Origin of the sequence: Pseudomonas sp. NLJ1, assembly GCF_049486705.1 — a bacterium.
Lineage (GTDB): Bacteria > Pseudomonadota > Gammaproteobacteria > Pseudomonadales > Pseudomonadaceae > Aquipseudomonas > Aquipseudomonas inefficax.
Genome location: NZ_CP137735.1, coordinates 3,301,336 through 3,319,106, shown reverse-complemented (window position 1 = coordinate 3,319,106; position 17,771 = coordinate 3,301,336). Strand labels below are relative to the sequence as shown.

The 17,771-nt window shown below is 55.7% G+C and carries 11 protein-coding genes, 6 tRNA genes and 3 rRNA genes; all 20 read right to left on the bottom strand.

Annotated features, from left to right (window positions below):
• Nucleotides 1–10: 10 nt before the first annotated feature.
• The 20 genes from rpoB to R9B85_RS14805 all read right to left on the bottom strand — a co-directional run bounded on the left by rpoB (nt 11) and on the right by R9B85_RS14805 (nt 17,109).
• Nucleotides 11–4,084: a DNA-directed RNA polymerase subunit beta gene (gene rpoB / locus R9B85_RS14900; RefSeq protein WP_013970631.1), complete on the bottom strand. Its 4,074-nt coding sequence runs from the start codon at nt 4,082–4,084 to the stop codon at nt 11–13.
• Nucleotides 4,085–4,304: 220 nt separating this feature from the next.
• Nucleotides 4,305–4,670, bottom strand: a complete 366-nt coding sequence (gene rplL, locus R9B85_RS14895) for a 50S ribosomal protein L7/L12 (RefSeq protein WP_003255496.1) — start codon at nt 4,668–4,670, stop codon at nt 4,305–4,307.
• Between the two features lie 77 nt (nt 4,671–4,747).
• Nucleotides 4,748–5,248 (bottom strand): 50S ribosomal protein L10, encoded by a 501-nt coding sequence (gene rplJ / locus R9B85_RS14890; protein ID WP_016715872.1) that lies wholly within the window; start codon nt 5,246–5,248, stop codon nt 4,748–4,750.
• A 197-nt stretch (nt 5,249–5,445) separates the two neighbouring features.
• Nucleotides 5,446–6,141, bottom strand: a complete 696-nt coding sequence (rplA, locus tag R9B85_RS14885) for a 50S ribosomal protein L1 (protein ID WP_085626170.1) — start codon at nt 6,139–6,141, stop codon at nt 5,446–5,448.
• Entirely contained in the window at nt 6,141–6,572 is a 432-nt protein-coding gene (gene rplK, locus R9B85_RS14880) for a 50S ribosomal protein L11 (RefSeq protein WP_003255500.1), read from the bottom strand. Before rplK ends, rplA begins: the two co-directional genes overlap by 1 nt.
• 119 nt (nt 6,573–6,691) lie before the next feature.
• A complete protein-coding gene (gene nusG, locus R9B85_RS14875) occupies nt 6,692–7,225 on the bottom strand; it encodes a transcription termination/antitermination protein NusG (RefSeq protein ID WP_003255501.1) in 534 nt (177 codons plus the stop codon).
• A gap of 9 nt (nt 7,226–7,234) precedes the next feature.
• A complete protein-coding gene (gene secE / locus R9B85_RS14870) occupies nt 7,235–7,603 on the bottom strand; it encodes a preprotein translocase subunit SecE (protein ID WP_112249307.1) in 369 nt (122 codons plus the stop codon).
• A 44-nt stretch (nt 7,604–7,647) separates the two neighbouring features.
• Nucleotides 7,648–7,723: transfer RNA gene (locus tag R9B85_RS14865), tRNA-Trp, on the bottom strand.
• Between the two features lie 54 nt (nt 7,724–7,777).
• Nucleotides 7,778–8,971, bottom strand: a complete 1,194-nt coding sequence (gene tuf, locus R9B85_RS14860; RefSeq protein WP_013970626.1) for an elongation factor Tu — start codon at nt 8,969–8,971, stop codon at nt 7,778–7,780.
• Nucleotides 8,972–9,049: 78 nt separating this feature from the next.
• A tRNA-Thr gene (locus R9B85_RS14855) sits at nt 9,050–9,125 on the bottom strand.
• A 29-nt stretch (nt 9,126–9,154) separates the two neighbouring features.
• A tRNA-Gly gene (locus R9B85_RS14850) sits at nt 9,155–9,228 on the bottom strand.
• A gap of 24 nt (nt 9,229–9,252) precedes the next feature.
• Nucleotides 9,253–9,336: transfer RNA gene (locus R9B85_RS14845), tRNA-Tyr, on the bottom strand.
• Between the two features lie 152 nt (nt 9,337–9,488).
• Nucleotides 9,489–9,914 carry a hypothetical protein gene (locus R9B85_RS14840; RefSeq protein WP_112254065.1) on the bottom strand — a complete coding sequence of 142 codons (426 nt, stop codon included), beginning with the start codon at nt 9,912–9,914 and terminating at the stop codon, nt 9,489–9,491.
• Nucleotides 9,915–9,921: 7 nt separating this feature from the next.
• Entirely contained in the window at nt 9,922–10,671 is a 750-nt protein-coding gene (locus tag R9B85_RS14835) for a pantothenate kinase (protein WP_207879403.1), read from the bottom strand.
• Entirely contained in the window at nt 10,661–11,620 is a 960-nt protein-coding gene (gene birA, locus R9B85_RS14830; RefSeq protein ID WP_112254064.1) for a bifunctional biotin--[acetyl-CoA-carboxylase] ligase/biotin operon repressor BirA, read from the bottom strand. The genes R9B85_RS14835 and birA overlap by 11 nt, the downstream gene beginning before the upstream one ends.
• A 295-nt stretch (nt 11,621–11,915) precedes the next feature.
• Nucleotides 11,916–12,031, bottom strand: a 5S ribosomal RNA gene (rrf, locus tag R9B85_RS14825).
• Between the two features lie 144 nt (nt 12,032–12,175).
• Nucleotides 12,176–15,067: ribosomal RNA gene (locus tag R9B85_RS14820) — 23S ribosomal RNA — on the bottom strand.
• A 243-nt stretch (nt 15,068–15,310) separates the two neighbouring features.
• Nucleotides 15,311–15,386 (bottom strand) — tRNA-Ala (locus R9B85_RS14815).
• A 24-nt stretch (nt 15,387–15,410) separates the two neighbouring features.
• Nucleotides 15,411–15,487: transfer RNA gene (locus tag R9B85_RS14810), tRNA-Ile, on the bottom strand.
• 85 nt (nt 15,488–15,572) lie between these two features.
• Nucleotides 15,573–17,109 (bottom strand): 16S ribosomal RNA (locus R9B85_RS14805).
• The 16S, 23S and 5S rRNA genes sit together here with 2 tRNA genes alongside, the layout of an rRNA operon.
• Nucleotides 17,110–17,771: the final 662 nt, after the last annotated feature.

Genomic DNA, 17,771 nt, shown 5'->3' with positions numbered 1-17,771 from the left:
GCGTCACGTGTTATTCGGTTTCCAGATCGATATCGATACCGAGCGAACGGATCTCTTTGATCAACACGTTGAAGGACTCGGGCATGCCCGGCTCCATACGGTGATCGCCATCCACGATGTTCTTGTACATCTTGGTACGGCCGTTCACGTCGTCCGACTTCACTGTGAGCATTTCTTGCAGGGTGTATGCCGCGCCGTATGCTTCCAGCGCCCACACTTCCATCTCCCCGAAACGCTGACCACCGAACTGCGCCTTACCACCCAGCGGCTGCTGGGTAACCAGGCTGTAGGAACCAGTGGAACGCGCGTGCATCTTGTCGTCCACCAAGTGGTTCAGCTTAAGCATGTACATGTAACCAACGGTCACAGGACGCTCGAACTTGTTGCCGGTACGGCCATCGAACAGCACCATCTGGCCGCTCTCTGGCAGGTCGGCCAGCTTCAGCATGGCCTTGATCTCGCGCTCCTTGGCACCGTCGAAGACCGGGGTAGCCATTGGCACGCCCTTCTTCAGGTTGTGGGCCAGGGCCAGGATCTCTTCGTCGGTGAACTCGTCGAGGTTTTCCTGACGACCGCCGATCTCGTTGTAGACCTCGGTCAGGAACACGCGCAGTTCAGCGGCCTTGCGCTGCTCTTCGATCATGCGATCGATCTTCTCGCCCAGCCCTTTGGCTGCGAGGCCCAGGTGGGTTTCGAGGATCTGACCGACGTTCATACGCGAAGGTACGCCCAACGGGTTCAGTACGACATCGACCGGAGTACCGTTGGCGTCGTGCGGCATGTCTTCGACCGGCATGATTACCGAGACAACACCCTTGTTACCGTGACGACCGGCCATCTTGTCACCCGGCTGGATGCGACGGCGGATTGCCAGGTAAACCTTGACGATCTTCAGTACGCCCGGTGCCAGGTCATCGCCCTGCTGCAGCTTGCGCTTCTTGTCTTCGAACTTGTCGTCCAGCAGACGGCGACGGTCGACGATGTACTGCTGAGCCTTTTCCAGCTGCTCGTTCAGTGCATCTTCAGCCATGCGCAGTTTGAACCACTGGCCGTGCTCCAGACCGTCCAGCACTTCGTCAGTGATCACGGTGCCTTTCTTCAGGCCCGCGCCACCGTCGACCACCTGGCCGTTCAGGGCGGAACGCAGACGCTCGAAGGTTGCGCCTTCGACGATGCGGAACTCTTCGTTGAGGTCCTTGCGGATCTCGTCCAGCTGCATCTTCTCGATGGCCAGGGCGCGGCTGTCGCGCTCGACGCCATCACGGGTGAAGACCTGTACGTCGATGACGGTACCCTTGGTGCCGGTCGGCACGCGCAGGGAGGTGTCCTTAACGTCGCTGGCCTTCTCACCGAAGATTGCGCGCAGCAGTTTTTCTTCCGGAGTCAGCTGGGTTTCGCCTTTTGGCGTGACCTTGCCGACCAGGATGTCGCCAGCGCCGACTTCGGCACCCACGTAGACGATACCGGCTTCGTCCAGCTTGTTCAGTGCGGCTTCACCCACGTTCGGGATGTCCGCAGTGATTTCCTCTGGGCCAAGCTTGGTGTCACGCGCCACACAGGTCAGTTCCTGGATGTGGATGGTGGTGAAGCGGTCTTCCTGGACCACACGCTCGGACAGGCAGATGGAGTCTTCGAAGTTGAAGCCGTTCCACGCCATGAACGCGATGCGCATGTTCTGACCCAGTGCCAGTTCACCCATATCGGTGGACGGGCCGTCGGCCATGATGTCGCCACGCTGAACCTTGTCACCCTTGCTCACCAGCGGACGCTGGTTGATGCAGGTGTTCTGGTTCGAACGGGTGTACTTGGTCAGGTTGTAGATATCCACACCTGCTTCGCCGGTTTCCACTTCGTCGTCGGCAACGCGAACAACGATACGGCTGGCATCGACCGAGTCGATCACACCACCGCGGCGAGCAACCACGCAGACACCGGAGTCACGAGCAACGTTGCGCTCCATGCCGGTACCTACCAGCGGCTTGTCGGCGCGCAGGGTCGGTACAGCCTGACGCTGCATGTTCGAACCCATCAACGCACGGTTGGCGTCGTCGTGCTCGAGGAACGGAATCAGCGACGCAGCGACCGAAACAACCTGCTTCGGCGAAACGTCCATCAGGGTGACGTCTTCCGGCGCCTTGACGGTGAATTCGTTCAGGTGACGAACAGCTACCAGCTCATCGATCAGTTGCTTCTTCTCGTTCATCGCGGCCGAAGCCTGGGCGATGACATGATCCGCTTCTTCAATGGCCGACAGGAACACGATGTCGTCGCTGACCACGCCTTCCTTCACCACGCGGTACGGGCTTTCCAGGAAGCCGTACTGGTTGGTGCGGGCGTAGGCTGCCAGGGAGTTGATCAGACCGATGTTCGGACCTTCAGGGGTCTCGATCGGGCACACACGGCCGTAGTGGGTCGGGTGTACGTCACGGACTTCGAAGCCGGCACGCTCACGGGTCAGACCGCCAGGGCCGAGCGCGGAGACGCGGCGCTTGTGGGTGATCTCGGAGAGCGGGTTGTTCTGGTCCATGAACTGGGACAGCTGGCTGGAACCGAAGAACTCTTTCACTGCCGCCGCTACCGGCTTGGCATTGATCAGGTCCTGCGGCATCAGGCCTTCGCTTTCCGCCATCGACAGGCGTTCCTTGACCGCGCGCTCGACGCGCACCAGGCCAACGCGGAACTGGTTCTCGGCCATCTCGCCGACGCAACGTACGCGACGGTTACCCAGGTGGTCGATGTCGTCGACGATGCCTTTGCCGTTACGGATGTCGACCAGGGTCTTCAGAACCTCGACGATATCTTCCTTGCTCAGCACGCCCGAACCTTCGATCTCGGTACGACCGATACGACGGTTGAACTTCATGCGGCCAACGGCGGACAGGTCGTAACGCTCGGCGCTGAAGAACAGGTTGTTGAACAGGGTCTCGGCAGCGTCCTTGGTTGGCGGCTCGCCAGGACGCATCATGCGGTAGATCTCGACCAGGGCTTCCAGCTGGTTGCTGGTAGTGTCGATCTTCAGGGTATCGGAGATGAACGGACCGCAGTCGATGTCGTTGGTGTACAGGGTCTCGATACGGACGACCTGTGCCTTGGCGACCTTGATCAGCAGTTCGGTGGTCATCTCGGTATTGCATTCGGCCAGGATCTCGCCGGTAGCCGGATGCACGATGGCCTTGGCGGTAGTGCGGCCCAGGACGTATTCCATAGGAACGTCCAGCTGCTTGACGCCGGCCTTCTCGAGCTGGTTGATGTGGCGCGCGGTAATACGGCGGCCCTGCTCGACGATGACTTTGCCGGTTTCGTCATGGATATCCATGACTGCAACCTCACCACGCAGACGCTGCGGTACCAGTTCCAGGCTGAGTTTCTCGCCGGAAATGTGGAACACGTTGGTGGTGTAGAAGGTGTTCAGCACTTCTTCAGTGCTGTAGCCCAGGGCACGCAGCAGCACCGAGGCCGGCAGTTTGCGGCGACGGTCGATACGTACGAACACGCAGTCCTTCGGGTCGAACTCGAAGTCCAGCCAGGAGCCGCGGTAAGGGATGATGCGAGCGGAGTACAGCAGCTTGCCGGAGCTGTGAGTCTTGCCACGGTCGTGGTCGAAGAACACACCAGGCGAACGGTGCAGCTGGGAAACGATCACACGCTCGGTACCGTTGATAACGAAGGTACCGTTCTCAGTCATCAGGGGGATTTCACCCATGTAGACTTCTTGCTCTTTGATGTCCTTGATCGCTTTGTTCGACGATTCCTTGTCGAAGATGATCAGGCGCACCTTGACCCGCAGTGGGACTGCAAAGGTCACGCCACGCAGGACACATTCCTTCACATCGAAGGCGGGTTCGCCCAGGCGATAGCCTACGTACTCCAGGGCAGCATTGCCGGAGTAGCTGATGATCGGAAATACCGATTTGAAGGCCGCGTGCAGGCCGACGTCGCGGAACTGATCCTTGGATGCTCCCGCTTGCAGGAATTCGCGATACGAATCCAGCTGGATGGCCAGGAGGTAAGGCACATCCATGACGTCCGGCAACTTGCTAAAGTCCTTGCGGATACGTTTTTTCTCAGTGTATGAGTAAGCCATCAGCGTTCCCCAGCTTGGTCACCTGCTTGTTTGGCTTCTCCCGGCGGGAGCAGCCAGAAAATCGTGCAAACCCCTTGGTTTGCGCCACCCACATGGGTGTCTTGCAGCTTGTTATCGGGGCCGGCCTGACCGGCCACCAATAACGGAAAAAGGCCGGTGGCATAAGCCACCAGCCATCAGCCCTTCGCTCAACGCTCGGACTGGAGTCGCAAGGTCGAGATTACTTCAGCTCGACTTTAGCGCCAGCTTCTTCCAGCTTCTTCTTAGCGTCTTCAGCGGCTTCTTTCGAAACGCCTTCAGCTACAACCTGAGGAGCGCCATCGACTTTCTCTTTGGCTTCTTTCAGGCCCAGACCGGTCAGTTCGCGAACGGCTTTGATCACGTTCACTTTCTTGTCGCCGGCTTCAACCAGAACAACGTTGAACTCGGTCTGCTCTTCAACAACGGCAGCAGCAGCAGCTGGGCCAGCAGCGGCAACAGCAGCGGTAACGCCGAAGGTTTCTTCCATAGCTTTGATCAGCTCAACAACTTCCAGAACGGTTTTCTGGCCGATTGCTTCGATGATTTGTTCGTTAGTCAGAGACATGACTTAAATCCTGTATTGGGGTGACAGCCTACGCAGCCATCAAATTAAACGTATGATTTTGAAAGAGTTCGCACGCGTTAGGCGGCGGTAGCTTCTTTCTGGTCGCGAATGGCTGCCAGAGTACGAGCCAGCTTGCTGGTGGCGCCTTGAATAACGCTCATCAGTTTTGCGATAGCTTCGTCGCGGGTCGGCAGGGTAGCCAACACGTCGATCTGGTTCGCTGCAATGAAATTGCCGTCAAACGCAGCTGCCTTGATCTCGAACTTGTCCTGACCCTTGGCGAACTCTTTGAACAGACGAGCAGCAGCGCCCGGGTGTTCGTTGGAGAAAGCAATCAGGGTCGGGCCTTTGAACGCGTCGTTGAGGATCGAGAATTCGGTGCCTTCAACAGCGCGCTTGAGCAGGGTGTTACGTACGACACGTACGTAAACGCCAGCTTCGCGGGCCTCTTTACGGAGTCCGGTCATTGCGCTTACAGTCACACCACGGGCATCAGCCACGACAGCGGACAGAGCGACTTTGGCAGCCTCGTTGACTTCAGCGACGATGGCCTTCTTGTCTTCGAGTTTAATTGCCACGGGTTTACTCCTGGTTTTTACCGTTTCATCTGGCCGAAGCCGGATGTCGTTTTGGTGTCTGATTCGGTAACGAATCGGGAGCACCATCTGCGTGGGCTGGTGTTTTAAGGCTCGCGCCGCCTACGGTCTTGGATAGCCCCCGCCAGGCAGGGACCCCAATTTTTGCAGGTGGCGCGACAAGTCGCGCCACCATGTTCTTACACGTTCAGCGAGCTCTGATCGATGACCAGACCTGGGCCCATGGTGGTGCTCAGGGTAACGCGCTTGACGTAGATACCTTTCGAGGAAGCTGGCTTGATACGCTTCAGATCAGCGATCAGGGCTTCAACGTTTTCCTTCAGCTTGCCGGCTTCGAAGCCGATCTTGCCAACGGAGGTGTGGATGATACCGTTCTTGTCGGTACGGTAGCGAACCTGACCAGCCTTGGCGTTCTTGACGGCGCCGGCTACGTCTGGGGTTACGGTACCAACTTTCGGGTTAGGCATCAGGCCGCGAGGACCCAGAACCTGACCCAGCTGACCTACAACGCGCATGGCATCAGGCGATGCGATGACGACGTCATAGTTCAGGTCGCCGCCTTTCATTTCGGCAGCCAGATCGTCCATACCTACGCGGTCAGCGCCGGCAGCCAGAGCGGCTTCAGCAGCTGGACCCTGGGTGAAGACAGCAACGCGAACGGTCTTGCCAGTGCCGTGTGGCAGCACGGTAGCGCTACGTACGACCTGGTCGGATTTACGCGGGTCAACACCGAGGTTAACGGCGATGTCGTAGGACTCTACGAACTTGGCAGCCGGCAGCGAAGCCAGCAGAGTGGCCGCTTCTTCGAAGTTGTAGGCCTTGCCTGCTTCGATTTTCTCGGCGATTGCCTTTTGGCGTTTGGTCAGCTTAGCCATTACACACCCTCCACGTTCAGGCCCATGCTGCGGGCAGAGCCAGCGATGGTGCGTACAGCAGCGTCCAGGTCAGCGGCAGTCAGATCAGCCTGTTTAGCCTTGGCGATGTCTTCCAGCTGAGCACGGGTAACGGTACCGACTTTAACGGTGTTCGGACGAGCCGAACCACTGGTCAGGCCAGCAGCTTTCTTCAGCAGAACCGAGGCAGGGGTGCTCTTGGTCTCGAAGGTGAAGCTACGGTCGCTGTAGACAGTGATGATCACAGGAGTCGGCAGGCCGGCTTCTTGACCCTGAGTACGGGCGTTGAAGGCCTTGCAGAATTCCATGATGTTCACACCGTGTTGACCCAGTGCTGGACCAACGGGTGGGCTTGGGTTGGCCTGGCCGGCCTTAACTTGCAGCTTGATGTAAGCCTGAATCTTCTTAGCCATGAGCTACTCCAAAATCGGGTACGAACGCCTGATGGCTCCCCGGATGACTTGCGTTTTATCCCAGTGACGACAAAACCCCGCAGCACACAGGGCTGCGGGGTATGGGATGCTTCGTCCGCCTAGACCTTTTCGACCTGGCTGAACTCGAGCTCTACCGGAGTAGAGCGACCGAAAATGAGCACTGCAACCTGCAGGCGGCTCTTCTCGTAGTTAACCTCTTCGACACTACCATTGAAGTCAGCGAACGGACCGTCAATGACTCGAACCACTTCACCCGGCTCGAACAGTGTCTTCGGCTTCGGCTTGTCGCTACCGTCGGCTACGCGACGCAGGATGGCCTCAGCTTCTTTATCAGTGATCGGCGCAGGCTTGTCTGCGGTACCACCAATAAAGCCCATCACACGAGGGGTATCCTTGACCAAGTGCCAAGTCCCTTCGTTCATCTCCATCTGGACCAATACATAGCCAGGGAAGAATTTACGCTCACTCTTGCGCTTCTGGCCGTTGCGCATTTCGACGACTTCTTCGGTCGGGACCAGGATCTCGCCGAAACCGTCTTCCATGCCAGCCAGCTTGACGCGCTCGATCAGGGAGCGCATTACATGCTTCTCGTAACCCGAGTAAGCATGCACAACATACCAACGCTTAGCCACGGATCACCTTTAGCCAACGATCAAGGAGACCGCCCAGCCGAGCAGGGAATCAAGACCCCACAGCAGCAGTGCCATAACCAGCACGACAGCCACGACAATCAGCGTGGTCTGGGTGGTTTCCTGGCGGGTCGGCCACACGACTTTACGAATCTCGGTACGAGCTTCCTTCGCCAGCGTAAAGAACGACTTGCCCTTCGCAGTCTGCAAGGCAACAAAGCCCGCGACAGCAGCCAGGACGAGAAGTGCAAGGACGCGATACAGGATCGGGGACGCGGAGTAATACTGGTTACCCACTACGCCGACAACCACCAAAGCCACTACAGCCAGCCACTTGAACAGATCAAAACGCGATTCTTGGGCTTCAGTTTTGGGAGTCATCGAGGAGGATCCTGTAAGAAGAAAGCCATCACACCGAAGTGAAATGGCAGGTCAGGAGGGAATCGAACCCCCAACCTACGGTTTTGGAGACCGTCGCTCTGCCAATTGAGCTACTGACCTGTAACGCTGTATCAGGCCGGCCATTATACCGGCCTGATCAAGTAAATCAACTACTTATTCAATAATTTTTGCTACGACGCCGGCGCCGACGGTACGACCGCCTTCACGGATAGCGAAGCGCAGACCGTCTTCCATTGCGATGGTCTTGATCAGGGTAACAGTCATCTGAATGTTGTCACCTGGCATTACCATTTCAACGCCTTCCGGCAGTTCGCAGTTACCGGTCACGTCAGTGGTACGGAAGTAGAACTGAGGACGGTAGCCTTTGAAGAACGGAGTGTGACGACCGCCTTCTTCCTTCGACAGAACGTAGACTTCTGCGGTGAACTTGGTGTGCGGCTTGACCGAACCTGGCTTGACCAGAACCTGGCCACGCTCAACGTCGTCACGCTTGGTACCACGCAGCAGAACGCCGCAGTTCTCGCCAGCACGGCCTTCGTCCAGCAGCTTGCGGAACATCTCAACACCGGTGCAGGTGGTGGTGGTGGTGTCACGCAGACCAACGATTTCCAGCGGATCCTGAACGCGGACGATACCACGCTCGATACGACCGGTAACAACGGTACCACGACCCGAGATCGAGAATACGTCTTCGATCGGCATCAGGAACGGCTGGTCAACGGCACGAACTGGCTCAGGGATGTAGGCATCCAGAGTTTCTACCAGCTTCTTGACAGCGGTAGTACCCATTTCGTTGTCGTCTTTGCCTTCCAGCGCCATACGAGCCGAACCGATGATGATCGGGGTGTCGTCGCCTGGGAAGTCGTAGGTGGACAGCAGGTCGCGAACTTCCATCTCGACCAGTTCCAGCAGCTCGGCGTCGTCTACCAGGTCAGCCTTGTTCAGGAAGACCACGATGTAAGGAACGCCTACCTGACGGGACAGCAGGATGTGCTCACGGGTTTGTGGCATCGGACCATCGGCGGCCGAGCAAACCAGGATCGCGCCGTCCATCTGGGCAGCACCGGTGATCATGTTCTTCACGTAGTCAGCGTGACCTGGGCAGTCAACGTGAGCGTAGTGACGAATGTTCGAGTTGTACTCGACGTGAGCGGTGTTGATGGTGATACCGCGCGCTTTTTCTTCCGGAGCCGAGTCGATCTTGTCGAACTCAACGACTGCCGAACCGAAAACTTCGGAGCAGACGCGAGTCAGAGCTGCGGTCAGAGTGGTCTTACCGTGGTCAACGTGGCCGATAGTGCCGACGTTAACGTGGGGAAGGGAACGATCAAACTTTTCCTTAGCCATCGATACAATCCTCCGCAGAAGAAATAGTCTTGCGCTGATAAAACAAAGGCAGATATTTTCATATCTGCCTTGTTTATATGGAGCTCTTGAGCGGACTTGAACCGCTGACCTCACCCTTACCAAGGGTGTGCTCTACCAACTGAGCTACAAGAGCGAAACACTTTGTGCAAAATCCAGCAAACTTGGAGCGGGTAGCGGGAATCGAACCCGCATCATCAGCTTGGAAGGCTGAGGTTCTACCACTAAACTATACCCGCGGAGCTTGCGGCTCTCGCTAAAACTGGTGGAGGGAGAAGGATTCGAACCTTCGAAGCTCTCGCAACGGATTTACAGTCCGTCCCCTTTGACCGCTCGGGAATCCCTCCAGATGTGGCCGGCATTCTATTTGTCTGCCGTCCTAGTGTCAAGCGTTTTTTCAAATTTTTTCAATCAAATCTGAAACTTAGCTGCTTTGACACCGCTTCCAGCTCTACCACCTGAGTGGTGTTCCCTGTGAAGCGGGCGCCATTCTATCAAGCTATTCGCCAGTTGCAATACCCTGGCAGAAAATAATTTTGTGTTTTAAGTCTTTGAAATCGTTGGAAAGAATTGCGATGACGGTTTGGTCCAGCAAACGCTCGCTTTCAGCGGCAACCTTGAGCCAACGACCCTCCGCTCCCGCTAGCTGGCCCGCCACCGGTAGCGTGGAAATATCCAGGCTTAACAGACGCTGACGCAGTGCATCGAGCTCCCCCTGACCCATAACGCCGCCGACTACCAGGCACTCATCCCGACGTTTGGGTGGCGCCGACACACCTGTTTCACGCAACAGACGGATTTCTTGCTGATTCCCCTTGTACAGCGAAAGGGGTGCCACTTCCTTGACCTTCAGCGGGGCTTCCTGCTGGTGCCACACGTAATAAAAGACGTTGAGCACCAGTAACAGCAGAAACAACCAACGCATAGGCACCTCAATCCAATGGGCAGGCCATGGCCAAGCCAACGAAAACCAGGTCAGGCACGACGCGCGCCTGCGGCACGGCCTCTTTTACCAACGGCGCATCACCGCCGGTGAGAAAGACTGCAAAATCGTCCCCCCACAGCGCCCGCGCCTGTTCGAGCTGGGTACGCGCGAAACCCTGGAGCATCAAAACGCATCCGCGCTCGACCGCCTCGACAGTCGAACGCCCTGGCGCCAGGCTGGCCAATGCACGCTCAGCCGAGGCATCGTCATAACGGATACGCCGGGTGTGCGTACGCAACTGGCTACGCATCAATGGCATACCCGGGCAGATGTAGCCACCCAGGTGCTCGCCGTCCGCTGCAACGAAATCCGCTTTTGCAGCGGTGCCCAGATCAATGACCAGGCATGAGCGCCCGGCCAGGTGAAAGGCTCCCAACGCCGCCAACCAACGGTCCATGCCCAGGCGCTGGTAGTCGTCATAGCCATTGCGCACACCCGCCAGTTCCTGGGCCGGGTGCGCCACTCGCGCTTGCACGGCAAACGCCTGGGCAATCAGCGCGCAAAGCGCGTCGGTTTCTTCTTCACTGCGCACACTGACAATGCGGCAGCCGGTAAGACGCACGGAAGCAAGTGCAGCCACCTCGGCCACCAGCGCCTGATCGGAGTCGACGATACCGCCGCTTTCGATCGCTGCATCAGCGACATGGATTACCCGCCACTTGATGAAACTGTTACCGCAATCGAGCTCAAGAATCATCGCGCAACCTCAAACTGAGCTCACCACCACTAAAGCTCTTTTCCACCCCGTCCACCTCAAGGCGCAAACCGCCCTGCCCGTCGACACCAAGAACCACACCATCGATATGTGTGTTACCGGCAATCAGAGAAACCTTGCGCCCCTGCCAGAGGTGCGCCTGCTCCCATTCTTCCTGGAATGCAGCAAACCCGTAGCGACGATGCCGCGCCAATTCGTGCTGCAACTGCTGGCTGAGCAACGCTACCAGCCGGTTACGGTCGACTGCCGCCCCTGCTTCGCGGCGCATCGAGGTCCACAGCTGGTCGACCTGATCGTTGAGCTGCATGTTCACATTGATGCCGATACCCAGCACCACATGGCATACATCTGCCGGGTCGCCCACCAATTCCAAGAGGATACCGGTGATCTTCTGTCCGCGAACGAGGACATCATTGGGCCATTTGAGCCCTACATCCTTCACCCCAAACGCCTGCAGGGTACGCATAACCGCCAACCCCACCACTAGACTCAAGCCCTCGAGCTGGCGCATGCCGCCATCCACACGGAGTACCAGGCTGTAATACAGGTTTTCGGCAAACGGGCTGACCCACTGCCGACCGCGCCGACCACGGCCGGCGCTCTGGCGCTCAGCCAGGATCAGGAATGGAGCAATCTGCCCTTCCGCGGCGAGCCGCAGGCCTTCGGCATTGGTCGAATCGATGGTGTCGTGGATAAAAACAGGCCACTGCTCGCCTTCGGTAAACTCGGCAATCGCTTGTGCATCGAGCAAAGCCAGTGGCGCCGATAGCTGATAGCCGCGCCCACGAACCTTGTGAATAGTGAGGTTCAGTTCGCTCTCCAGGTGCTGCAGCTGCTTCCAAACAGCGCTGCGACTTACCCCGAGGGCGGCCCCCAGAGCTTCTCCGGAATGGAACCGTCCATCCTTGAGGAGATTCAACAACTTCAGCATGCCAGTCTCGACTTGGAATAAGGCAGGCATGATAGCTATGGGCTGTTGGCTTGCATAGGAAAAGGGCCTGCCGGCAGGATGGAGGCCACCCCCCGCAGCCCCCCCCCCCCTCGAAGACCGCGCCGCACTTGAGGGCTTTAACCGCGAAGCAGACAGCGCGGTGGATGGCACCGGCTTTGCCGGTGTTCGCGGGTGAACCCACTCCCACAGAGAAGGGTTGTGCAGGCCTGTGGCTTCCGGGCCACAAAGACAAAACCCCTACCTGCATGCGCAGATAGGGGTTTTGCGAAATGAATCTTGACGATGACCTACTCTCACATGGGGAAACCCCACACTACCATCGGCGATGCATCGTTTCACTGCTGAGTTCGGGATGGGATCAGGTGGTTCCAATGCTCTATGGTCGTCAAGAAATTCTGTTGCCAGAATGTCCAGATGGACAGCCCAGCGAATTCGGATATGCGATATTTGTGGTGCTTTTGTGAGCAGTGCGAACTTTCGGTTCGTTTCGTCTTCACCACCGCAATTCGCGCTAGCAAATTGCTTGGGTGTTATATGGTCAAGCCTCACGGGCAATTAGTATTGGTTAGCTCAACGCCTCACAGCGCTTACACACCCAACCTATCAACGTCGTAGTCTTCGACGGCCCTTCAGGGGATTCAAGATCCCAGTGAGATCTCATCTTGAGGCAAGTTTCCCGCTTAGATGCTTTCAGCGGTTATCTCTTCCGAACATAGCTACCCGGCAATGCCACTGGCGTGACAACCGGAACACCAGAGGTTCGTCCACTCCGGTCCTCTCGTACTAGGAGCAGCCCCTCTCAAATCTCAAACGTCCACGGCAGATAGGGACCGAACTGTCTCACGACGTTCTAAACCCAGCTCGCGTACCACTTTAAATGGCGAACAGCCATACCCTTGGGACCGGCTTCAGCCCCAGGATGTGATGAGCCGACATCGAGGTGCCAAACACCGCCGTCGATATGAACTCTTGGGCGGTATCAGCCTGTTATCCCCGGAGTACCTTTTATCCGTTGAGCGATGGCCCTTCCATACAGAACCACCGGATCACTAAGACCTACTTTCGTACCTGCTCGACGTGTTTGTCTCGCAGTCAAGCGCGCTTTTGCCTTTATACTCTACGACCGATTTCCGACCGGTCTGAGCGCACCTTCGTACTCCTCCGTTACTCTTTGGGAGGAGACCGCCCCAGTCAAACTACCCACCATACACTGTCCTCGATCCGGATAACGGACCTGAGTTAGAACCTCAAAGTTGCCAGGGTGGTATTTCAAGGATGGCTCCATGAGAACTGGCGTCCCCACTTCAAAGCCTCCCACCTATCCTACACAAGCAAATTCAAAGTCCAGTGCAAAGCTATAGTAAAGGTTCACGGGGTCTTTCCGTCTAGCCGCGGATACACTGCATCTTCACAGCGATTTCAATTTCACTGAGTCTCGGGTGGAGACAGCGCCGCCATCGTTACGCCATTCGTGCAGGTCGGAACTTACCCGACAAGGAATTTCGCTACCTTAGGACCGTTATAGTTACGGCCGCCGTTTACCGGGGCTTCGATCAAGAGCTTCGCTTGCGCTAACCCCATCAATTAACCTTCCGGCACCGGGCAGGCGTCACACCCTATACGTCCACTTTCGTGTTTGCAGAGTGCTGTGTTTTTAATAAACAGTCGCAGCGGCCTGGTATCTTCGACCGGCATGGGCTTACGGAGCAAGTCCTTCACCCTCGCCGGCGCACCTTCTCCCGAAGTTACGGTGCCATTTTGCCTAGTTCCTTCACCCGAGTTCTCTCAAGCGCCTTGGTATTCTCTACCTAACCACCTGTGTCGGTTTGGGGTACGGTTCCCAGTTATCTGAAGCTTAGGAGCTTTTCTTGGAAGCATGGTATCAACCACTTCGTCGCCTAACGGCAACTCGTCATCAGCTCTCGGCCTTGAAATCCCGGATTTGCCTAAGATTTCAGCCTACCACCTTAAACCTGGACAACCAACGCCAGGCTGGCCTAACCTTCTCCGTCCCTCCATCGCAATAACTGGAAGTACAGGAATATTAACCTGTTTTCCATCGACTACGCTTTTCAGCCTCGCCTTAGGGACCGACTAACCCTGCGTCGATTAACGTTGCGCAGGAAACCTTGGTCTTTCGGCGTGCGAGTTTTTCACTCGCATTGTCGTTACTCATGTCAGCATTCGCACTTCTGATACCTCCAGCAAGCTTCTCAACTCACCTTCACAGGCTTACAGAACGCTCCTCTACCGCGTCATCAAAGATGACACCCGTAGCTTCGGTGCATGGTTTGAGCCCCGTTACATCTTCCGCGCAGGCCGACTCGACTAGTGAGCTATTACGCTTTCTTTAAAGGGTGGCTGCTTCTAAGCCAACCTCCTAGCTGTCTAAGCCTTCCCACATCGTTTCCCACTTAACCATGACTTTGGGACCTTAGCTGACGGTCTGGGTTGTTTCCCTTTTCACGACGGACGTTAGCACCCGCCGTGTGTCTCCCATGCTCGGCACTTGTAGGTATTCGGAGTTTGCATCGGTTTGGTAAGTCGGGATGACCCCCTAGCCGAAACAGTGCTCTACCCCCTACAGTGATACATGAGGCGCTACCTAAATAGCTTTCGAGGAGAACCAGCTATCTCCGAGCTTGATTAGCCTTTCACTCCGATCCACAGGTCATCCGCTAACTTTTCAACGGTAGTCGGTTCGGTCCTCCAGTCAGTGTTACCTAACCTTCAACCTGCCCATGGATAGATCGCCCGGTTTCGGGTCTATACCCAGCGACTAAACGCCCTATTAAGACTCGCTTTCGCTACGCCTCCCCTATTCGGTTAAGCTCGCCACTGAATATAAGTCGCTGACCCATTATACAAAAGGTACGCAGTCACCTAACAAAGTAGGCTCCCACTGCTTGTACGCATACGGTTTCAGGTTCTATTTCACTCCCCTCTCCGGGGTTCTTTTCGCCTTTCCCTCACGGTACTGGTTCACTATCGGTCAGTCAGTAGTATTTAGCCTTGGAGGATGGTCCCCCCATATTCAGACAAAGTTTCTCGTGCTCCGTCCTACTCGATTTCATTGACAAGAGATTTTCGTGTACGGGGCTATCACCCACTATGGCCGCACTTTCCAGAGCGTTCCACTAATCTCAAATCAACTTAAGGGCTGGTCCCCGTTCGCTCGCCACTACTAAGGGAATCTCGGTTGATTTCTTTTCCTCAGGGTACTTAGATGTTTCAGTTCCCCTGGTTCGCCTCTTGCACCTATGTATTCAGTACAAGATACTCAGCTTATGCTGAGTGGGTTCCCCCATTCAGAGATCTCTGGATCACAGTCTGTTTGCCGACTCCCCAAAGCTTATCGCAGGCTACCACGTCTTTCATCGCCTCTGACTGCCAAGGCATCCACCGTATGCGCTTCTTCACTTGACCATATAACCCCAAGCAATCTGGTTATACTGTGAAGACGACATTCGCCGAAAATTCGCATGTTGCTCTTTCGAGCAGAACTCACAAATTTTACCTTAGCCTGATTAACCAGCAGTGAAACTGGTTATCAGTCTATATCTATCACATATCCGAATTTTTAAAGAACGATCTGACAAAAGTCAGAAATCAACATTCGATCTGAATGCTCATTTCTAAGTTCTGACAAGTTACTGTGTACTGCGGAAGTGGTGGAGCCAAGCGGGATCGAACCGCTGACCTCCTGCGTGCAAGGCAGGCGCTCTCCCAGCTGAGCTATGGCCCCGTATTCTACGGCTGAACCATGTAATGGTAGGTCTGGGCAGATTTGAACTGCCGACCTCACCCTTATCAGGGGTGCGCTCTAACCAACTGAGCTACAGACCTATAACAGGGTCGCGTTACAGCATCGTCTTTTACAATGAATCAAGCAATTCGTGTGGGAGCTCATCAGCAGGCTGATGTCGTCGATTAAGGAGGTGATCCAGCCGCAGGTTCCCCTACGGCTACCTTGTTACGACTTCACCCCAGTCATGAATCACACCGTGGTAACCGTCCTCCCGAAGGTTAGACTAGCTACTTCTGGTGCAACCCACTCCCATGGTGTGACGGGCGGTGTGTACAAGGCCCGGGAACGTATTCACCGCGACATTCTGATTCGCGATTACTAGCGATTCCGACTTCACGCAGTCGAGTTGCAGACTGCGATCCGGACTACGATCGGTTTTGTGAGATTAGCTCCACCTCGCGGCTTGGCAACCCTCTGTACCGACCATTGTAGCACGTGTGTAGCCCAGGCCGTAAGGGCCATGATGACTTGACGTCATCCCCACCTTCCTCCGGTTTGTCACCGGCAGTCTCCTTAGAGTGCCCACCATAACGTGCTGGTAACTAAGGACAAGGGTTGCGCTCGTTACGGGACTTAACCCAACATCTCACGACACGAGCTGACGACAGCCATGCAGCACCTGTGTCAGAGTTCCCGAAGGCACCAATCCATCTCTGGAAAGTTCTCTGCATGTCAAGGCCTGGTAAGGTTCTTCGCGTTGCTTCGAATTAAACCACATGCTCCACCGCTTGTGCGGGCCCCCGTCAATTCATTTGAGTTTTAACCTTGCGGCCGTACTCCCCAGGCGGTCAACTTAATGCGTTAGCTGCGCCACTAAAATCTCAAGGATTCCAACGGCTAGTTGACATCGTTTACGGCGTGGACTACCAGGGTATCTAATCCTGTTTGCTCCCCACGCTTTCGCACCTCAGTGTCAGTATCAGTCCAGGTGGTCGCCTTCGCCACTGGTGTTCCTTCCTATATCTACGCATTTCACCGCTACACAGGAAATTCCACCACCCTCTACCGTACTCTAGCTCGCCAGTTTTGGATGCAGTTCCCAGGTTGAGCCCGGGGCTTTCACATCCAACTTAACGAACCACCTACGCGCGCTTTACGCCCAGTAATTCCGATTAACGCTTGCACCCTCTGTATTACCGCGGCTGCTGGCACAGAGTTAGCCGGTGCTTATTCTGTCGGTAACGTCAAAACAGCAAGGTATTAGCTTACTGCCCTTCCTCCCAACTTAAAGTGCTTTACAATCCGAAGACCTTCTTCACACACGCGGCATGGCTGGATCAGGCTTTCGCCCATTGTCCAATATTCCCCACTGCTGCCTCCCGTAGGAGTCTGGACCGTGTCTCAGTTCCAGTGTGACTGATCATCCTCTCAGACCAGTTACGGATCGTCGCCTTGGTGAGCCATTACCCCACCAACTAGCTAATCCGACCTAGGCTCATCTGATAGCGCAAGGCCCGAAGGTCCCCTGCTTTCTCCCGTAGGACGTATGCGGTATTAGCGTTCCTTTCGAAACGTTGTCCCCCACTACCAGGCAGATTCCTAGGCATTACTCACCCGTCCGCCGCTGAATCAAGGAGCAAGCTCCCGTCATCCGCTCGACTTGCATGTGTTAGGCCTGCCGCCAGCGTTCAATCTGAGCCATGATCAAACTCTTCAGTTCAATACTGCTTGGGTTTTTAAGAAACCCTAAACTTGGCTCAGCAATCTCAAATGACTATGTGATTTCTCGCATGGCCACTTGTGATGCTGATAATCTTTGTGACTATCAGTCCGTACTCACAAGCACCCACACGAATTGCTTGATTCGATTTGTTAAAGAGCGTTTGGTTAAGAGCCTTTCGTCTCAACCGAGGCGCGCATTCTACGCTTTCCTCATTTGCTGTCAAGCGTTTATTTTGAAGTTTTTTGCGAGAAACTCGTTTAGCTTCAAACACTTGACTCGCTGCGATCTCTCGTAGCGGGAGGCGAATCATACAGCGTTTAAAAGCGCTGTCAACCATCATCTCAACCGCTTTTGATCATTCGATCGTAGCGCTTCCGGCTTCTTCTTGACTACTTAACTCGTTGATTAACAAGGAGTTTTTCGTTCCGATGTCGCTGGAAGTGGGGCGCATTATAAGGGGATTCGGAGGGGCGTCAACCTTTAATTTCATATATTTGAAATATTCCAGGCGAAGACCTTATCGAGGCCACCAGGTGCTCGCAGGCGCCAGAAAACCCAAGGCAGGCAGATCTCAAAACCAATGCCATCCCAAGACAGGCCCATAACCCCCACCTGACACCCGCTACAGCAACAACCAAAACCCAAACCCCAAAAACAAA